General features: G+C 40.2%; 18 protein-coding genes. 9 read left to right on the top strand and 9 right to left on the bottom strand.

Going from position 1 to position 19,648, the window contains the following annotated elements; genetic code table 11:
• Positions 1-44: 44 nt before the first annotated feature.
• The 3 genes from CSC79_RS15040 to CSC79_RS15050 are packed head-to-tail and all read left to right on the top strand — an operon-like array spanning position 45 to position 3,439.
• On the top strand, positions 45-1,559 hold the full coding sequence (locus CSC79_RS15040) for an alpha/beta fold hydrolase (RefSeq protein WP_099296565.1): 1,515 nt from the start codon (positions 45-47) through the stop codon (positions 1,557-1,559).
• A 3-nt stretch (positions 1,560-1,562) separates the two neighbouring features.
• Positions 1,563-2,297: an ATP-binding cassette domain-containing protein gene (locus CSC79_RS15045; RefSeq protein ID WP_099296566.1), complete on the top strand. Its 735-nt coding sequence runs from the start codon at positions 1,563-1,565 to the stop codon at positions 2,295-2,297.
• Entirely contained in the window at positions 2,294-3,439 is a 1,146-nt protein-coding gene (locus CSC79_RS15050) for an ABC transporter permease (RefSeq protein WP_099296567.1), read from the top strand. The genes CSC79_RS15045 and CSC79_RS15050 overlap by 4 nt, the downstream gene beginning before the upstream one ends.
• A 77-nt stretch (positions 3,440-3,516) precedes the next feature.
• Here the strand turns inward: CSC79_RS15050 and CSC79_RS15055 are convergent, their stop codons facing one another.
• Positions 3,517-5,889 (bottom strand): TonB-dependent receptor, encoded by a 2,373-nt coding sequence (locus tag CSC79_RS15055; protein ID WP_099296568.1) that lies wholly within the window; start codon positions 5,887-5,889, stop codon positions 3,517-3,519.
• A 217-nt stretch (positions 5,890-6,106) separates the two neighbouring features.
• On the opposite strand from CSC79_RS15055, the gene CSC79_RS15060 reads away from it, so the two are divergent.
• A complete protein-coding gene (locus CSC79_RS15060; RefSeq protein ID WP_099296569.1) occupies positions 6,107-6,634 on the top strand; it encodes a GAF domain-containing protein in 528 nt (175 codons plus the stop codon).
• Positions 6,635-6,776: 142 nt separating this feature from the next.
• Positions 6,777-7,250, top strand: coding sequence for a VOC family protein (locus tag CSC79_RS15065; protein WP_099296570.1), 474 nt, complete (start codon positions 6,777-6,779; stop codon positions 7,248-7,250).
• Positions 7,251-7,418: 168 nt separating this feature from the next.
• Here the strand turns inward: CSC79_RS15065 and gbpA are convergent, their stop codons facing one another.
• The 6 genes from gbpA to CSC79_RS15095 form a co-directional block, all read right to left on the bottom strand.
• Positions 7,419-8,879: an N-acetylglucosamine-binding protein GbpA gene (gbpA, locus tag CSC79_RS15070; RefSeq protein ID WP_099296571.1), complete on the bottom strand. Its 1,461-nt coding sequence runs from the start codon at positions 8,877-8,879 to the stop codon at positions 7,419-7,421.
• A 165-nt stretch (positions 8,880-9,044) separates the two neighbouring features.
• A complete protein-coding gene (locus CSC79_RS15075; protein WP_099296572.1) occupies positions 9,045-9,428 on the bottom strand; it encodes a hypothetical protein in 384 nt (127 codons plus the stop codon).
• Entirely contained in the window at positions 9,425-9,793 is a 369-nt protein-coding gene (locus CSC79_RS15080; RefSeq protein WP_180270446.1) for a hypothetical protein, read from the bottom strand. Before CSC79_RS15080 ends, CSC79_RS15075 begins: the two co-directional genes overlap by 4 nt.
• A gap of 32 nt (positions 9,794-9,825) precedes the next feature.
• Complete coding sequence (locus CSC79_RS15085) at positions 9,826-10,587, bottom strand: transporter substrate-binding domain-containing protein (protein WP_099296573.1); 762 nt, start codon at positions 10,585-10,587, stop codon at positions 9,826-9,828.
• Positions 10,588-10,602: 15 nt separating this feature from the next.
• A complete protein-coding gene (locus CSC79_RS15090) occupies positions 10,603-11,493 on the bottom strand; it encodes a dienelactone hydrolase family protein (RefSeq protein WP_099296574.1) in 891 nt (296 codons plus the stop codon).
• A 93-nt stretch (positions 11,494-11,586) separates the two neighbouring features.
• A complete protein-coding gene (locus CSC79_RS15095; RefSeq protein ID WP_099296575.1) occupies positions 11,587-11,805 on the bottom strand; it encodes a hypothetical protein in 219 nt (72 codons plus the stop codon).
• 122 nt (positions 11,806-11,927) lie between these two features.
• On the opposite strand from CSC79_RS15095, the gene CSC79_RS15100 reads away from it, so the two are divergent.
• The gene (locus CSC79_RS15100; protein WP_099296576.1) at positions 11,928-12,791 is read left to right on the top strand and encodes a PA4780 family RIO1-like protein kinase; all 864 of its coding nucleotides are present in this window, start codon (positions 11,928-11,930) and stop codon (positions 12,789-12,791) included.
• A 71-nt stretch (positions 12,792-12,862) separates the two neighbouring features.
• On the opposite strand, the gene CSC79_RS15105 is transcribed toward CSC79_RS15100, so the two are convergent.
• Positions 12,863-15,055 carry a fasciclin domain-containing protein gene (locus CSC79_RS15105; protein WP_099296577.1) on the bottom strand — a complete coding sequence of 731 codons (2,193 nt, stop codon included), beginning with the start codon at positions 15,053-15,055 and terminating at the stop codon, positions 12,863-12,865.
• A 427-nt stretch (positions 15,056-15,482) separates the two neighbouring features.
• Between CSC79_RS15105 and CSC79_RS15110 the strand changes: the two genes are divergently transcribed.
• Genes CSC79_RS15110 through CSC79_RS15120 form a run of 3 tightly spaced genes read left to right on the top strand, consistent with a single transcriptional unit; the run spans position 15,483 to position 18,476 of the window.
• The gene (locus tag CSC79_RS15110; protein WP_099296578.1) at positions 15,483-16,847 is read left to right on the top strand and encodes a L,D-transpeptidase family protein; all 1,365 of its coding nucleotides are present in this window, start codon (positions 15,483-15,485) and stop codon (positions 16,845-16,847) included.
• Between the two features lie 17 nt (positions 16,848-16,864).
• On the top strand, positions 16,865-17,860 hold the full coding sequence (locus tag CSC79_RS15115; protein WP_099296579.1) for a D-Ala-D-Ala carboxypeptidase family metallohydrolase: 996 nt from the start codon (positions 16,865-16,867) through the stop codon (positions 17,858-17,860).
• Between the two features lie 34 nt (positions 17,861-17,894).
• Complete coding sequence (locus tag CSC79_RS15120; RefSeq protein WP_099296580.1) at positions 17,895-18,476, top strand: VTT domain-containing protein; 582 nt, start codon at positions 17,895-17,897, stop codon at positions 18,474-18,476.
• A 2-nt stretch (positions 18,477-18,478) separates the two neighbouring features.
• On the opposite strand, the gene CSC79_RS15125 is transcribed toward CSC79_RS15120, so the two are convergent.
• Positions 18,479-19,636: a hypothetical protein gene (locus CSC79_RS15125; protein ID WP_099296581.1), complete on the bottom strand. Its 1,158-nt coding sequence runs from the start codon at positions 19,634-19,636 to the stop codon at positions 18,479-18,481.
• Between the last annotated feature and the right edge of the window lie 12 nt (positions 19,637-19,648).

Genomic DNA, 19,648 nt, shown 5'->3' on the forward strand with positions numbered 1-19,648 from the left:
TAAGTTATCACATTAGGTGTAAAATGCAAATAAGGGAAAGCGCAATGAAAAGTACATTCAAATATCGTAATAGGCTGATAAAATTAGCAATTTTACCTTTTTTAATCGCAAATTCAGCAATGATACAGGGACAAGAAAACAACAATAATCCTGTAAAATTAACGCCATGTTACATGGAGGGCCTATCGGATAGATTAATGTGTGGCAGTATTGCTCAGCCATTATCAGATAACCCAGCCGATGGTGAAATCGATATTCACTTTGCAGTTATACCAGCAATAAAACCAAGTAACCCTGATGAGGCTGTTCTGGGGTTTGCTGGTGGGCCTGGTCAAGGAGCGGTTGATTTAGCGCGTGTGTTTAATCGTAACTTGCGTTTTGCCCGTGAAACACGTGACATTGTACTTGTTGATCAGCGCGGTACTGGTTATTCAAATCAGCTGCAATGTGATAGCGATGATTTAAAAACACAGTTTGCATTTAATGATGCGATAACTGATTTGCAAACCATGAGCAAACAAGACACCGAGCAATGTAAAGCGAAGCTCAACGTTGATTTAAGCCACTTTACGACCTCTGCTGCGGCAAAAGACTTTGAAGCGGTGCGTGTTGCACTGGGTTATGAAGGCTTTCATTTATATGGGGTGTCATATGGCACACGTATAGCGCAAGAGTACACCCGTCAATTTCCTGCTTCTGTTATTACAAGCACCTTAGACGGTGTGGTCCCCATGCAGCAAAGCTTTGCTGCTATCGGCGAGGCCATAGACGATTCATTGCTTGCCTTGTTCGAACGTTGTAAAAATGATGTTGCCTGCAATGAGCAGTTCCCCTCTTTAGAAACGCGTTTTAATGAGTTTCTAGCTAAACTTGAGCAACAACCCATTGAAGCGCAAGTCAGGCACCCTCGCACTTATGAACTCATCCCTTTTACTGTCACTAAAATGAAGTTTTACAGTGCCATTCGTTTAGCGCTTTATAGCCACACAACGCGTTCGATTTTACCGCTAGTGATTACTAAAGCAGCTCAAGGTGATTTTTCGCCATTGGCAGGTTTAATGGCAAACGCAGATTTAACTCAATCGCTGGCAATGGGCATGCATAACGCGATTGTATGTTCAGAAGATTGGCCCCAATTGACACCTCAACTTCGCAGTAAATACAGTAATACATACATGGGTAAAACCATGATTGAAGGGCTTGATATTGTCTGTCCAATTTTAGAAGTTAAACCTACGGATAAAACATTTTATAAGCCATTACAAAGCGATAAACCAACTTTATTGTTATCCGGCGCACGCGACCCAGCAACACCCCCAAGCTGGGCGGAACTTGCAATGGTGAATATGACCGATGCGACACATCTAGTAGCCCCAACCGCTACACATGGCATTGGTTCACAAACCTGTGCGCCAAAGATTATCGCCCAGTTTATTGATCAAAAAGCCATGCAAGATATTAATACCGATTGCATCAGTGAAGAAAATGATAAGCAATTTTTTATGAACATTAATGGGGTTGCAAACACGTATTCAACACCAACAGCGAACAAGGAGTAAGTCATGATTAATGTATCTAATTTGACCAAAAAGATTAGTGATGTTAACGCATTAAACGGATTAAGTTTTAGTGCAGAGAATGGCAAAATCACCGGCTTGTTAGGCCCTAATGGGGCCGGTAAAACCACTTGTTTACGCACTGTTTTTGGCTTATTAAAAGCAGACAGCGGATTTGCTGAAATTGACGGTATTGATGTTGCAAAACAGCCCATGCAAGCAAAACAAAACTTGGGACTATTTCCAGACCCATGTGGTTTATATGAGCGACTTACACCGCGGGAATATATCAGCTTTTTTGCTCAGTTGAGCGGCCTTAGTGCTTCGCAAGCAAAGGAAGCGACTATGCAAGTAATTGATAAATTGAGTATGAATGATATTGCCGATCGTCGTTGCCAAGGTTTTTCGCAAGGCCAACGAATGAAAACGGCATTAGCACAAGCGGTTGTTCATAACCCAACAAACGTAATTTTAGATGAGCCAACGCGTGGCCTCGATGTAATGAGTACACGCATTTTACGAGAGCTGTTATTGCTACTTAAAGCACAAGGACATTGTGTTTTGTTTTCATCGCATGTGATGCAAGAAGTCGCGGCTTTATGTGACCACGTTGTCATTATGGCAAAAGGGCAGGTGATTGCTCAGGGGTCTATTGAGCAGCTCTGTGATCAAGCAGGCAAAGACACATTAGAAGAAGCATTTATTGCATTAATAGGTAGCGATGAGGGGATTGCAGCATGATCAATATATTAAAAGTACTGTTTAAAAAAGAAGTAACAGATGCAAGTCGTGATAAACGCTCTGTGATGGCGGGACTTTATTATGCGATTGGTGCGCCGATTGGTATGTGCTTACTGATGAGCATTTTACTACAGCAATTAGCTTCTCCTGATGCGCTTAAAATTACTATTGAAAACGCAAACAATGCTCCGGGTTTAGTTGCTCATTTAGCCAGTCGTGATATTAAAGTAGCCGATGATAAAAATGATCCCCTGCTTAAAGCGATTACGCTGATTATCAGTGATGATTATAAGCAAAATATGAGTGAGGGCCGCCCAGCGACAGTGACGCTAATTGCTGATAAGTCAGATGATAAACTGGGTAAGCATATCAATCGTGTTGAAAAAGCAATGGCCGTTTATAGTTCAGAAATTGCCAGTTTACGTTTGGTGTCTCGCGGTATTGACCCTAACTTAATGCGCGCGCTCGCCATTGAAGTTAATGATCAAGCAACTCCTGATTCTAAAGGTGGGATGATCTTAGGGCTGGTCACATTTTCTATTATTTTAACCTTATTTTATGCGGCAATGAGCCTAGCTATCGATACCAGTGCAGGCGAACGTGAGCGTAATTCGTTAAGTTTATTGCTGAGCCATCCGTTAAGTAGTTTGCATATTGTGCTTGCCAAAGTGGGCGCAATAGCGGCGTTTTCAATGTTGGGCTTGGTGATTATTTTGATTGTTTCTAAAGTAGTTTACCCTATGGTGGCATGGGAGCAATTAGGGTTTAGCATAACGATTACGCCAGAGTTTATGCTGTTTTGTATTGCGATATGTTTCCCAATTGCATTGATGTCGTCAAGCTTACAAGTGTTTGTCTCTTTTATGGCTAAGTCATTTAAAGAAGCGCAATCTTACGTCACCATGGTGTTATTTATCCCAATGGCTTTAAGTATGGTTACTACTTATGATATTGCGACGGACATTGTGCAGTGGCTTCCTATTGCTGCGCAGCAGTTTGCCCTGATGGAATTTATTAAAGGTAATCCAATCCCTGTTCCACAGTTGATATTGTCAACAGGGGTAACGGTTGTACTATTTGCTCTGTTTAGCTTTTTAAGTGCCCGCATGCTTAAAAGTGAAAAGGTGGTATTTGGCTTATAAAAGTGGTGATTAAAAAAGCGGCCAGTTGGCCGCTTTTTGTTGTTTAGTCGGTGTTTTAATACACCTAACTTAACTGTTTAGAAGTAAGCTGTTACGCCAACCCAAAAGTTACGGCCTTTGTCTTTTACATTGTAGTCATCGGTAAAGCTCACTTCGCTAATAACTCCACGGCCTGTTAAATATTCGTATTCACCATCACCGTTAAGATCAGTATAGGTTGTACTGTACGAGGTAAAATCTTCATCAAGCAAGTTGTTAACGCGAGCATTGATTTGTATGTACTCATTTACGTAAAACTGAGCACCTAAATTAAATAGGTTATAGTTTTTGTAATAAAGCGCTTGATCATGAACATTGTCCCAACCACGGTAACGATCAGAGCGGTATACACCTTGAAGATAAATTTCCATGAAGTCTGTGGCTTCCCAATTTAGGGTGATATTAGCCATGTGTTCAGCACTGTTTGTCAGCGGTTGGCCTTTTTGTGAACCACTTTGTTGCTCACTATCAGTCCACGTATAGTTACCATTTAATGAAATGGTCTCTGTGAGTGTATATTGGCCTGCAATTTCAATACCTTGTAAATCAACTTCGTCAATATTGATTTTTTGGCTATAGCTTTGATAACCAAGTTGGTCGTATTGACCCAAGTTCACACACGGGCGAACATCGTTGGTTTGCTCGCAGCTGAAAACGGTATCACCACGGGCAATTTTATCTTCAAACTTGGTGTTGTAGTAGGTGATGTTAAAGTTATGCTCACCGCCTAACGAGTTCCAATACAGGGCAACTTCTGAATTTACGCTGGTTTCAGGCTCAAGCTCAGGGTTACCAGCAAATGGGCTCGTCCCTTGACCGCCAAAACCTGTAATCCCATCGTATAGATCCGTTGTTTTTGGCGTCTTATAACCTGTGCTGATACCACCTTTCACTGTCCACGTGTTATTTACGTTATACACACCGTATAAACGAGGAGACACTTGGCTACCAAACACGTCATGGTTATCAAAACGAGCGCCCGCTGTAAGCGTAAAGTTGTCTGTCATCATCCAGTTGTCTTCAGCAAAAATAGAGTACATGTTTTGTTCTTGTACTTTACCTGCTTCATTGCTTTCTAAACCAAATACGCCGTCTTTTAGTTCACCATCAATTAATTGACCACCCACTACAAAGTTGTGATCGCCTAATGCGCCACTCATTGGAATATCAAAACGTAAATCGTAGGTATATTGGCTGCTTTCTAGTGGACGTACAGGGCGTGGTAAGAATGTTTCTTCAGCAAGGTCTTTACGTGCTTGCTCGTCCATATCTGCATACTCGCCAGTACCGTCATACATTTGTTGTAACTGTAGGCGCTCTGCAACACTTAAAGGAAGTGTACGGCCATTATTCTGAGTATCAACATAAGAAACAGACGCTTTAACTGTGGCCCATTCAAGTTCACCATCGTAGCTTAAAGACCACCATTGACGGTCAAACTTTTGGTCTGCTGCATAACCTGCACGTGGGTTTACTTTTCCTCTTCTGCTTGCCCAAATAGATTCAATATTATCCTTGGTGCCAAGTGGATAGGTGATGCTACCTGATTCAAGATCATAGCTTGGGCTATTATCGTAAACTTGGCTCGAATTATCATAATCAAAACTCAAATGATGATCTTCAAATGGTGAATAGTTAATAGTAAAACCAAACTGCTCATTGGTGTTATCAACCGTACGTCCGCCTCTGCCAAAGCCTAAAGAGCGAGCATGAACAACTCCGTTTGGATCTGTCGCAGCTTCAAAAGTCGGTGATGACGCTTGCTGCTCGTAAACACTACCGCGAAAACCAAGACTTAATACATTTTCAATAAGTGGACCAGAAACGTTAATGTCTGTTGTTATGTCATCGCCAAAGCTATCATCTTGTTGCAATGAGCGACTAAATGAGACTGCGCCACCCCAATCTGCAGTGTGCTTTTTCGTGATGATGTTAATGACGCCACCGAGTGCATCTGCACCGTATAGCGTTGATGCTGGCCCACGTATCACTTCAACTCGTTCAATGGCATCAGCAGGTGGAACATGATTAAAGGCATTTCCGCCAAAGTTATTAGGGTAGATGTCGCCATGGTTATTTTGGCGTTTGCCGTTAATCAGTAATAGTGTGTATTCACCCGTTAGACCGCGCATGCTTACACTACCTTGACCTGTTTTGTCTCGTGTAGTTCCAACATCAATGCCTTCTAAATATTGCACTGCATCTAAAACTGAAGTGAAAGCATGAGACTTAATATCTTCATTAGTGATGATAGAGATACTTGCTGGTGCTTCAGTGACTTTTTGTTCAAAGCCAGTTGCTGTAACAACCATACGTTCCATGTTTTTTTCAGGAATTTTTTCATCGGCGTGAACAGAAAAGTTAGCTGCCACAGCAAGTGCGATTAAGCTAGGTTTTACTAGGTATGACATTGATTTCATCTCTTTATTATTTTACAACAATTAGGTACGACGGCGGGTATAATACAGAAAGCGTAAATCTAATCAATAACTATTTTCATTTGTATTTGGTGTGAGGTGTTGATATTGAGCCGTTTTTATTTTCTATTGCTAAAAACTGAATTTTCTTACGTTTTTTATTGCGCTTAAATAATATACTTTCGGTACGATAACTGACGAATCTATATGTATGTCTTCGAACGAGTACCATCTGAGTTATGAATGCTTTTTAGAACACCCACTTTATCAGCAGGTATGCTTGCCTAACCGTTTCATTAAAGACCTTAATCAAGCTCATAAACGCTTAGCTATATTGCGTGTTTTGACGCATTGGTTGCCTTTTTTGTTTAACTGGGATAGAGCAAGTGTGGTGTTAGCACACTATGAAGGCTACCTTAATTTAGTCTCTGCGTTTGGAAGCGAAGCAATAACAAATGAAATCCCATTGCCGATAGATTTCACCTTGGTCGGACGTGTGTACAAAACAAAAAAATTGATTATTTGCAAGCATCTAAGTTTAAGTAAAGAGCAAGACTGTCGTATGCTCGCACAGGCGGGGTTAACTACCTGTATGGATGCTCCTATTACTTATCAAAAACAATGCTTTGGAACACTAAATGTGGCGCGTTTTAGTGGCGATTTTACAAAAGAGGAAGCGATTCAATTATTTTTTATTGCTGACTTATTGGGGAGGGCATTGCAATTGTGTAAAGGCTAGAGCGTTTCGCAGGCACTTACTCTCTTCGTTGTTCCTTTTTAAAAGGAATGGTCATAGGTGAGCACGTCCTAGCATTGCTTGTTTTATGAAGAATTTTTGACTACTTTTTGTTAACAGTCGATATTCTAAAACGGTGCACAACATGTCTGTTTCATTTATTCCTAAAGGGTTTCATGCGGTGACGCCCTACCTAATTGTTGACGGTGCAACAAAGGCGATTGAATTTTATAAAAAAGCGTTTTCAGCTAAGCTCGTTATGCAAATGCCCTTGCCTGATGGTGGGGTGGCACATGCTGAGATAAAAATTGCCGACTCTCATCTGATGCTCTCGGATATGTGTCCAGAGGCACATTTTAAAAGTCCCAGTCAGCTAGGGGGGACACCTGTGAGTTTAATGCTTTATGTTGATGACGTTGATACAGTTTTTGATAATGCGATTAAGTTAGGTGCAACAGAAGTACGCCCGGTGCATGATCAATTTTATGGTGACAGAGCGGGTACATTAGAAGATCCATTTGGTCATGTTTGGACTATTGGTACTCACCAAGAAGACCTGACCAATGAAGAGGTTAATCAGCGAATGGCTGATTTTATGAGTAAAGATCAGGATGCCTAGGGGCGATTTACTCTTTGTAGCTCGGTTTTGACTTAGCCCATTAGGTTACAAATCTCGCGCCGCGATTAAACCGCCCCTAATATCAAACCATATTCTTTTATTCTGGCAATATGTAAATAAAAAAGCCACTTAGTAAAAGTGGCTTTTGTCTGAGGTGATTCCTCTAACTTATTTTATTTCGATCCATGCCATGTTCCAATATAAACCAACACCTGGTTCATATTGATTAGCGGTTTGTGACCATTGCACGCAGTAGCCGTTGTAAGGCCAAGGCTTACATTGATACACCTTGTTATTTTTAGGTTGTAAAACCACAGTACCCGCTTTATAACGAGCTAAACTTTCTGGGAAAATAAATTCGACATCTGCAATTGGTTCAACAACAGGTGGAGTTGGTTCTACAGGGAGCTCAGAGTTTACAATGTTTAAATGAAACATTTTTTCATCTGTAACACCCTCATTAGTAATATAGCTAATAGTTAAATTATAATGGCCTGTTTCTGCATTTGGGTAGTTAAGCGAAAGTTGAGATTGACCTTTAACCACTTCGTAAGCTTTAGTAACAATACTGTTATACGATTTATTTAATGTCGCTTGGATTTGTGCATTCGCATCTAAATTAACAGTAAAGTCGAAATTGACAGCGTCGCCCTCTATCAAATAGTTATGCGAAACACCTGTAACAGAAAAATCAGGCTTAGGTAACGGCGCCATTTCAAATTCAAGCTCCACAGAGCTTATTCCTGCATTGCTCTGAGCAAAAATTTCATTTCGCCCAACAGTGACTTTTACTTCATTGTTCTCGTTAAGTTGGCCTGCTTGGATCCAAGATTGAGATGCATTAATTTTCTCAGCGAGCGCGATGGTCCAGTTTTTATTTAACCCTTCGTTCTCATTGTTAATTGTTAATACAGTTTGAAGAGATGGAATTTCTTTAGAATCACCAAATACACGAGTTTTTACTTTATCGCCCACTTTTAAATCGCGACCAGTGACGATATCACCCACATCTTGCCAAGTTGCTTTTTGTGTATCGTCGTTATCAATCATAACATCGACCACATTATAAAAACTCATAGGGGTATCGGCAACGTCCCATACACCGAGTACAACATGGTAACCAGTTCGTTCAGGTACATTACACAGGTGAGTTAACGTTTTTGGCGGTTGTCGGTTATACCCTTGATACTCACAAAAAGGGACTGTTTCAAACTGGTCTCTTGTCAATGGGCTATTTGGATCCCATGATGTTTTTGTGATGAAATAGCGCCAGTCTCGTGATGAGTGCGCAGCTGTAAAGCGCCAGCTAAACTCATTCGGGCCTGTTTTTATGTGGCGTTTTGTCCAGCGGTTAATAGATTGATCGTCCAAAGCGCCAAATGCTCTTAAGCCCGCGCTGGCGATATGACCATCAATCGGCCCTGATTGCGGGAAGCGATCCTGTCCTTCTAAACTTTGTGGCTCATACACTACATTGCCACAGTGTGTATTTTCTCTTAGGCGGCATAAATAACCGCGAGCTTCTGGTTTTGAAATATAGCCATGGGCTGATGCTTGGTGTGACATTGGTAGTAAGAGTGCTAGAGCAACGGGGCTGAGGGTAAGCAGTGATTTAGTCATTATTTTCATTGTTTTCCAAGGTAATGTTATCGCGTATCATTATTTGTACCAATAAATGGTAATTTAGATGTGGCAATGAAACAATCACCCTTTATTATCAAAAAGTATTGCTTTTAATTTTTTATCTAGTTCTTTAGTGTTTTTAATTGGCGGTCAAACAATTGGCCTATATGCTCATTTGTTTTTAGGTTGGCTTCTTGGTGCGCCGAGAAGAATAGCTAAGTGGCATACACAGACTGAGAGGAAAGCACTTAACCCCAGTGCCCCGCCATAGCTATAAAGTAGTGGTACAAGGTAATGAAATAAAATAGAAAAAAGTATACTTGCAGAGCATAAGGTGTAAAAGCCGAAGCGCTTGGGGGCGCTCATGCCAATGAACGTACCGCCAAAGAATAGCATTGAATAGAGTTCAGCATTGAGACCTAAAAATAAAAATAGGGTGTAAGCGATAATAGATAAAGTAGCAGATGCTCTAATGGCCCCAATACGGTCATACTTGGCTAAAAAAAATGTTAAAAAAGCCCCTAATAGCGATACTAAAATTGACAGTAAGCTCATATAACAATACCTCGAGCAATGACAAAAAGTGCAATACTGACAAAGGCTATACTGCCAAGCTTTCCACCAAAACCGGTAAATAATTTTGTGCTTGTTGCGTATAACACAGCGCCAATCAAAGAAATAACGGCTAACTCCCAATACCCAGTGATCAGGCCTTCAGAGCACATTCCGGCAAAACTACCGGCATAAATTGCAGAGTGGGGATGTTGCCCATATGACTTTGGTGCAGGGATAAAGCTGCCGACCAAGCCAACTAAACATGAGGAAATTAGCGGTGGAATTGCAAATTGGGTGTGAAAAATGAAGCAAAGGCTACACCCTAAATAAAAAGCAACGTATTTTAAAATAAAAAATTTAGTCATTAGAATAGAGTAAATGACGCGCCGTAATTAATCTATAAAGAGTTCATCGGTAACTGCCATTTTGATAAAATTTCTTGATACTCACCGGTCTCTTTCACCTTTAGTAGAGCTTGTTTAAGTTGTAGGCTGGTTTGTTTATCGAGTTTTTTATTGGCTGCAAAATAAAGTGTTGCTGGGTAGTCGTTTAAATGTACTTGTTTTTTAACTTGGCTTACATCGAACCCAGCGAGTTTTAATTCGTTTTTTAAAGTAAGCGTATTTGTTAATACAAAATCTAAACGTTGTTTAAATAGCATCTGCCATAGCTGGGTATAGTGGCTAACAAGTACTAAGTTTTCGTTATCTGAAAAGCCTGCATCACGAAGGTATTGCTCGCTAGAATAACCATTAATTGTGCCTACTCTGTACTCTTTAGCTTGCTCTAAATTGTCTACTTTACCTTTAAAGGTATCTAAGCTTATTAAATAAGCGTCTGCAAAATATACCGCGCCAATCCAATCAAATAGTTCTAAACGCTTTGGGTTTTTTAATAATGACATCATGATAATGTCAGAATGTGTTTCGAATCGGTGGTATGCCCGTGCCATCGGCATAATTTCGAATGTTCCATCGAGCTGTGCTTTATTCAATACCGCTTTTGATAAATCAACCAATGCGCCAACAACTTCGCCTTGCTCATTTTTATAATGGTATGGGGGAAGATCTTCGGCCACAAATGTCAGTGCTAATGCAGGATTTTTAATACAATTTACGATAACGAAAACTGTGGCTATGAAGTACAAAACTTTATTCATGTAGAGGTGTTTACCTTAAACGAGTGAATGTGTAAAAAAGGCTAATGTTCGTTGCCAAGCAAGCTCAGCACTGTCTTTATCGTATCGGCTAGTAGAGTCGTTATGAAAACCATGATGGGCGCCTTGGTACATATGCATTTGATAGGGAACATTATGTACTTTTAAGTCCGTTTCGTATTCAGGCCAACTGGCATTTACACGCTTATCTAGTTCGCCAAGCTGAATCATTAAAGGGGCTTTGATATTTTTTCGCAATTCTTTTGTTGCTGGCGTGCCGTAAAATGGTACACCTGCGTTAAGAAGTGTTGAGTCAATAGCAGCTAGGTAATTGACAATATAGCCACCAAAGCAAAAGCCAACAGCGCCAAGCTTGTTATTGCTGCGAGGGTGAGATTTTAAAAACTTTGCAGCAGCTAGAAAATCATTTTGAATTTTTTCTCTGTCCATCGAGCGTTGCATTGCACGACCTTCGTCGTCATTACCGGGATATCCACCAAGTGGGTAGAGTGCATCAGGTGCAAATGCGATAAAACCAGCTTTTACTAAGCGCCGTGCAACATCTTTAATATAAGGGTTTAAACCACGATTTTCGTGAATAACCAGTATAACGGGGCGCCTGCCAGCTATATTCGCCGGTTCAACGAAATAACCTTGCCCTTTATCATGGCCACTCGGTGAACTAAAAGTTTGATAGGTTGCTTTAATATCATCATCGTTAAACGAAACTTGCTCAGCTAGCACATAATTAGGCAGTAAGGCTGTGGTGAGTGTCGCCATTGAATAGCCTAAGACTGCTAGCGAGCCTAGTTTTTTCATAAAGGTGCGTCTATCCATCGTGCCGTGAGCATATTCATCATACCAATCGAATGCTTCTTGAGGGATATGATCAGAGGCAGGCTTATTCATAGATATCTCTACAATTAACAATGTTTACACTAATTTAACGTAGCTATACGCAAATGTATATCAATCTATAGTCAATAACCGAATAGGTTTAATTTAATTCACTTCGACACCTTGATGTTGGGAGGCTAAATCATCTAACTCTGAACAGGTATAATCAAACCCAGTACCATCAAATTGATAGCTAACTTTGACATCAAAGCCACCGTTAAGTAGCCTGGTTTTTACTTTCGCAATAGGCCAGTCTTTGAGCTCATTTAAAAAGCGATTGGCAATTTGTGCTGATTGAAAACGATAGCGTATTTCTGAGTTCATATTGGGCCTCTTGTTAGAAAAATTTTATTTGCAGTTTGTGTATTTAACTAAATTAGTCAAGTTTTTTGTAATTTTATCAATAGGGGATTACATATACGCACTAAGTGCGGTATAAGAGCGGTATGAAAACACCTAAACAAATCTTACCGCTTATCGAAGACGGTATTGTTGATGAAGTCATCAGCCAATTAATGAGTGGTAAAGAAGCCTCAGTCTATGTTGTACGCTGTGGAGAGGCTATTCGCTGCGCCAAAGTGTATAAAGATGTTCAACACAGAAGTTTTAAACAGGCTGCTAAATACCAAGAAGGTCGAAAGGTACGTAACAGCCGACGTGGCCGTGCCATGGAAAAAGGGTCTAAATTTGGTCGCAAAGAGCAAGAGAGTGTGTGGCAAAATGCAGAAGTCGATGCGTTATTCACATTATCTAAAGCGGGTGTCAAAGTGCCACAGCCATACGGGTGTTACGATGGTGTATTGATCATGGATTTAGTTACGGACGATGATGGTGATGTAGCACCACGTTTAAACGATGTTAGCATGACCGCAGAGCAGGCTATTGAAGATCATGCCACTATGGTTCATTACATTAGGTTGATGTTATGTGCCGGTATTGTGCATGGTGATTTGTCTGAATTTAATGTGCTGGTGGACAGCGATGGCCCGGTGATCATTGACTTGCCGCAAGCGGTTAATGCATCAGCGAATAACAACGCACAAGCAATGTTTTTGCGCGATGTGCGTAATATGCGCCAATATTATGGCCAGTATGCGCCTGAGATTCTTGCAACACGGTTTGGCGAAGAAATGTGGGCGTTATACCAAGCGGGTGAACTTACCCCAGAGACAACGCTCTATGGTGATTTAGAAGAAGATAATAGCTCCGCTGATGTCGATTCTGTGCTTGATGAAATTAAAGCGGCATTTGAACAAATGCAAGAAAACCAAGAGCGAATCAAAGCGGCAGAGCGAGCTGACGACGAATAAGCTCATAATCTTCTGTAGATACAAGAAAAGGGGCTAATCAGCCCCTTTTTTAATTTTACCCATAAATTAGTTTATTTAGCTTGCGTAATTACGGTGTCTATTAAGTGTACTACGCCATTGCTGGTGTAGATATCAGTAGTCACAACATTGCTACCAGCCACTTGTAATGAAGTCGCAGGTAAACTTACTTGCCACCAGTTATCACCCACACCTTGGCCATTCGCTTGGCCCGGTGCTTCATCACCTGAGTAGGTATAAAGTGGGCGACCTAAATAAGCCACTTGCATGGTGCTATCTTGACGTTCAATAAGTGAAAGACCTGGAATATTCGCAATGCTTTGCTCTTTGCCAATAACCGGTGGCCATGTTTGAGCACAGGTGTCGTTACACACGCTCATTGACTGCTCTAAGTCGGCATTAAATACATACACAGTTGCTCCTGAATTGCTTGAGCCCATGCCAGTAACAAGACGGCTGTTTGTGCTGTCATATGCAATGATGTCTGCTTGAGTGTTAGCTGTACTGGTAAAATCAACTATATTAACCGATAAGTTATTGCCCGCTAGAGTCTCAACCATCATACCATTTGCAGCGAATGCATCCGTTGAGCTTACTTGTGCGCCTAAAACATGCTGAGTTAGCACTTGAGTTAAGGCATCATTATCAGCTAAAAGCGAATTTAATGTTTCTGATGGAATCTTTTTGAATGCGTCATTAGTCGGTGCAAATACAGTGAACATTTTCGATGTATCGTTAAAAGTATCTACTAAGTTGGCTGCTTGCAACGCAGTTACTAATGTTGAAAGTGATTCAGTTTCGGTTGCAACTGTTGCGATAGTTTTAGTCGGTGTGCCCATGTCTTTTGGTGGCATAATAACTTTGTTTAAAACATGAATTACACCATTGTCAGCAGTAACATTTGCTGTAGTGACTGCGGCATCATTAATAAACAACGCACTATCAACATACGATAAAGCAGCCATGTCGCCGTTCGCCATTGTTGTTTTATTGCTTTCACTGGTAGCGACGCTTACTGCCGCATCTTGAAGTACTTTAGCATCTGCAATTAAGTGGTACTGTAAAATGTTTTTAAGCTTATCAGTATCCGCAAGGAGCGCATCAATTGTGTCTTGGCCCAGAGCTGCAAATGCAGCATCGGTAGGTGCAAAAACAGTAAAAGTATTTGTTGGATCAGCGACAAGCGTATCTAAGCCTGTTGCATTGAGTGCTGCGAGTAATGTTGTGAAATTGCCGTTACTCGTAGCAACATCTGCCAATGTGCCATAGCTTTGTGGTAGTTCGATGTCACCTACAACCACAGCATCAATTACGTGGATAAAACCATTTGTTGTGTTGATGTTAGTTGTTGTTATGTTTGCGCCACCAAATGTCAGGGTGTCTGTCTCACTGTTAATTGCAATTGCTTGTTGATTACCTTGAACGGTTTCAGCGCTCTTGCCGTTGAGTGACATGGCTGTTACAGAATCAACTTTTGCCGCTAGAACATGCTGCTTTAGGATGCTGGCAAGTACATCTGGGTTTGCCAGTAAAGTGTTTAGCATTTTTTCACCAATGGCTTCAAAAGCAGCATCTGTAGGAGCAAATACTGTGAACTCAGAAGATGTATCAGACAATACTGAGGTTAAGTTTGTCGCTTCGAGGGCGGCTAGTAAGGTTGTAAAGTTACCAGCTTGCTGAGCAGTTTCAACAATGTTGCTAGTCGGTGCTGGTTGGTTTTCTTCGCTTGGCATTAAAACGGCGTCAATGATATGAATAATGCCATTGTCAGCCGCAATATCTGTATTGGTAACAGAACTTGTATTAACAAGTAAGGTTTCGCCACTTAACGATAACGCAATTTCTTGACCGTTTACCGTTGTAACCGTCGTGCCAGCTAAACCAATGGCAGCTTCAGCGTCAACCGAACCTTCCACAACGTGGTAAGTCAGTATTTTGCTCAATTTGTCAGTATCATCGAGCAATGCACTGATGGTGTCTTCGCCAAGCAGGGCAAAAGCATCATCAGTGGGTGCAAATACTGTATATGATTTACTGGTGTCTGCAAGAGTGTCGTCCAAGCCAGTAGCTTGTAACGCTGCAACAAGGGTAGTGAAGTTTCCTGCGTTCACTGCAACATCAACAATTGTTGATTGAGATTCTATTGGGGGGGTTACACCATTTTCTTTGTCATCATCGTCATCATTACACCCTTGTATAAACGTAAGGGTTAAAATAATAAGTAAGAGCTTAACGAACTTATCCATCTTGTAATCCTTTTAACAATTTAATTAACAATCGAATAACCTTTACGCAGTAATTATGTAAAGTGATCATATTTATTTTTTGTTATTCAGATTGGGACGGTGGTAAATTCCATTTTAAAAAAGTCGGCTTTTTAATATCTATATAACTTAGTACTTAACGATTACTCCCGCGTGACTTGCAAGCCTACATGCTTAGATTTCAATGCGAATACATTCAGCCATTTTTACACATTAAAGTAGCGACTTTACATTTTTAGCATGTTGTGACGCTATTGTAATTTAAGTGGTGATACTGAAAAGTCACTAATAATCAATAGGTTGTTTTTTATCTGAGTGCTGGCACCTGTATTGCAATTAGTTAAAACAATAACCGCTCTTACAGAAAATTTTTGAGCTTGGCATATCAATTAACTGATAGGTGAAAGTAATGAGGTCGATTAAACAAATAGGACATAAGCATTCAACGCATGGTCTAAAGCAGGTAGCTAAACATGGATCTGTACTGCTAAGTTGTTTAGCTGGGTTCTATACATCTACTTTATTAGCAAACATCTCAAATGAAATACCTAACAAAATGGCAAATCAACAAGCCAGTGATGTGTCAAAAAGTATCTATATAGATCCTAAATCAACAAAGCAAATTGAGAGGATGCAAAACGTAATCGCCTGGCATCAGGAAATTGTTAATAGAGGAGGCTGGCAACAGCTAAACCTTGATGATGTATTAGCGCTAGGAAGTGAAGGTCCTTTTGTAGCCGAGCTGGTTAATAGGCTGGTACTTGGCGGAGATTTAACTGAAGATACCTGCAAAGTTCATATATTTACCAATCCTATAAAAGATATATCGCCGTGTGTGTTTGATATACGCGTTGAAGATGCAGTAAAGCGATTTCAACAACGCCATGGATTATTGATAGATGGTGTAGTTGGGAGAAAAACTCTCAGGCATTTAAATGTACCCGCTAAAATACGCTATGCGCAGTTGAAGTTAAATTTTCAACGTATGACCGAGTTTCCCGGGCGTACCGATGAAGAATATGTATTAGTAAATATTCCTGAATTTAAATTACGCTACATCAACAAAGGCGATGTGGTTTTAAAAAATCGCGTGGTCGTTGGTAAGCCAAGCTGGAAAACCCCAGCGTTCAGCGATGAAATTGAAAAGTTTGTTGTCAATCCCACATGGCGTATTCCACTGTCAATCGCCACTAGAGAGATTGCTCCTAAAGTAGCGAACGACCCGGACTATTTAGAAAAGAAAAATATTGAAATTAGGGAACATAGTTACCTGGATAAAAACCTGATAGATCCAGACAAAATTGTATGGGATGAGATTGAACCTTATGATTTTGAACATTTCTTAGTTAAACGTGCAGGAAAAGATAACCCCTTAGGTGAAATCAAATATTTATTTCCTAACGTGAATGCTATTTATATTCATGATACCAAAGCTAAAAACTGGTTTAAAAAACCAAAGCGTGCTGCCTCGCATGGTTGTATTCGTATGGAGCGCCCGTTTTCTTTAGCAAAAGCAATCATTAAACAACATCAACTTGATGGAATTACTCCTAATATTGAGAATGTTAGAACGACAGACGAAACCCGTACATTTCACTTACAAAAACCAGTGCCTATCCATTTGGTTTACTGGACAGCATGGGTAGATGAAAATAATACCGTTAATTTTAGAACTGATATTTATAATCAGGATAAAAATCTTCATTTATTACATTCGACTGAACCAATGATTGCTGCTAATCATTCATTAAAAAATATGAACACAGCGCCTTAATAGAAGGAGTATTCGTTATGCAATTTGCATATATTTTTACACTGTTAATTACCACAATTTTATTATCTGCGCAGACGTTTGCAGAATCAAAGGTGACTCATCAGGCCGTGGTAATAAAAAATACAGCAGCACTTCCTGATGCGGAATTTAGCTTGAAAATAGATGACATAGTGGTTCCGTATTCCATCTTTTCTGTGTTTGTATTACCTAATGAAAAAATTGAATTTGAGGTTCTTTATTCGCAATCAGATAGCGGCTATGTTTTAAAAGATATTGATAAAGAGCTTAAGGCAAAGTCTAAAAATCGCTGGCTGTGGCGTGCTCCTCAAGAACCCGGTGCCTATAAACTAATGATTGAATCGGCGAATGGTGATGAGAAAATGCAAATTAACGCATTTGTAAAAGTCCCATCCGAGCGCGTTGAAGGCGGCAAGCTTAAGTACTTTCACATAGGTCATTATCCCAATGAAGCAGAATTAGAGGGCAAAGAGCACTATATTGTGCCTGATGGGTATATAGAAGTAACCGAAAAAAATAAGAATATGCAAGTGTCTCCTCATTTTAAATTGAAAGAATTTATCAGCAAACAACGCAGTAAGTTTCCTAAATATGTTTATTTAAAGGGTCAGCTATTACTTAAATTAGAAAAAATTCGTAAAGAAATGACCTTAGAAGGTTACCCGGTCTCTAATATGGTGGTGATGAGTGGGTATCGCACACCTTATTACAACAAATCAATTGGCAATGTTAAATTTAGCCGTCATGTTTTTGGTGATGCAGCTGACGTTTTTATTGATAATAATGGTAACTACCGCATGGATGATTTGAATAACGATGGTAAATTCACCATTGCGGATGCTGATGTAATGGCGGATGTTGTTGAGTCACTTAGTAAGCGAGATTCATTTAAAGGGTTAATGGGTGGTCTTGGTGTATATGGCCCGAAGTCTCATCGTGGTGCATTTATTCACATTGACACGCGGGGTTTTAAGGCTCGTTGGAGAAAACCTTAAGTTATTACTTAAATACGATTTAACAAGGAAATGTATGTCTATTGGGAAGAGTTTAAAAAAGCAAACACGTAAGTTTATTGACTCTAAACATATGCTCAGCGGGATCACGGTTGCGTCATTTCTAGAATCGACCATTGTGCCGATTCCACTTGAGGCGGTCATGGTGCCACTGATGCAAGCTCGTCGAGAAAAGTTGTGGGTAATTGCTTTAATGGCAACAATTGGCTGTATCGCTGGCGCTTTGGTGGGTTACGCGCTGGGCTATTACTTATTTGATTTCATTGGTGATTGGGTTATTAATACATTTTCAAGTCCAGAACAGTTCGAAAATGTTAAACAAAAAATGCAGGAACAAGGCTTTTGGTTTGTGCTGACCTTAGGGATTGTGCCGATTCCATTTCAAATAGCCATGTTAGCAGCTGGAGCGACTAAGTACTCGCTGATGCTGTTTTTGCTGGCGACAACTATCGCTCGCTCAATTCGGTACTTTGCTCTCGCGCTGGTGGTTTACTATGCTGGCGACCAAGCAGAAAAGGTGATTAAAAAACACAAGACGAAAGCTCTCATTTTTGTCACTGGGTTGGTTTTGATCGCATGGTGGTTAAGTACTCTATAAGTCTAGTGTTTATTTGGTAGTTGCTCGCTCATTAGTGTAAAACTAGATTGAATTGAGCGCTGCCAAATAGCTTTAATAGCTTTGTTAAACATGTATAAAAAAAGCAGTGGCATTAAAATGAGTTTCACAACTAACAAAGATAAAAGATTGATGAAGTCTACAAAGAGCGCCTCCACAGACGTAACCATTTCAGTAATCCCCGATGTCACTGCATCAGCTACTTTACTCACCATATTTCCTGTATTGCCTGTTAATTGGTCATTGTAGCGCTGAACCTGTTGCTTTGATTGCTCTGTTTTAGTGTGTAATGCCGCAAGCTGATTATTCAGTTTGGCTTGTTGTTGTTTTAAATCTTGTTGTTGCTTAATAAGTGGCTTAGCCTGCTCTAGTTGTGTCATTGTCAACTTTTGTGTCAGGCTACGATTAGCTTGAATTGCATCGATATCAGCCGTAAGTTGTTTTAATTGTTGTTGGTTATCTTTAACAGTTTTGTTTAATTGGCGTTGTTCAGTGCTGAGCAGTGTTAACTCATCTAATGTTGTTTGTTTTTGGCTAGTAATTTGCGAACGCATATTTTCAGATAATGCTGAGGTGGCATTTGCCTGATCTGTTAGTTTGTCGACCGTTTGACTTACTGCTTTACTTTGCGCATCAATGTCATCATCTAAAAATACTTGGCTTGCAAACCCTGTTGTAATTACCACCAGTGGAATTAAAAAACGCATTAATATGAAGCTTGCTAACACGTTCGTACTCAGTTTTTTTAAGTAACCAAAGTAATCACACACAACATAGCACCCAACGCTTAAGGTAAATAGAGCACTAAAAAGTTCTCCCGAGGCAATGCTAAATAAAATACGCTGTATAAATAAAGAGCCTAGTGCTAAGCGCATCGCATCTGACATGTATTCAGCTAAATCATTAACAGGGTCGAGCAATTGTGCTGGTTGAATACTAGCAATGCCTATGCCTACCTCAGCGGATTGTAATAGCGAGATAATGGCATTTACAGAGCGCGATGAGGCATACAGAATACCTGACTGTAATAATGCTTGATCAATGAAGTCCAGAATAAAGCTCTGGAAATGAGGTAACCAAGCTAGTAAAACTAAACTACTTAGTAGTATGTACTTAATGACTTGGTGTGAAGTAAAAGGCAAGCGAACCTCTAA

The organism is Pseudoalteromonas sp. 3D05 (genome assembly GCF_002723455.1).
Taxonomy (GTDB): Bacteria; Pseudomonadota; Gammaproteobacteria; order Enterobacterales; family Alteromonadaceae; genus Pseudoalteromonas.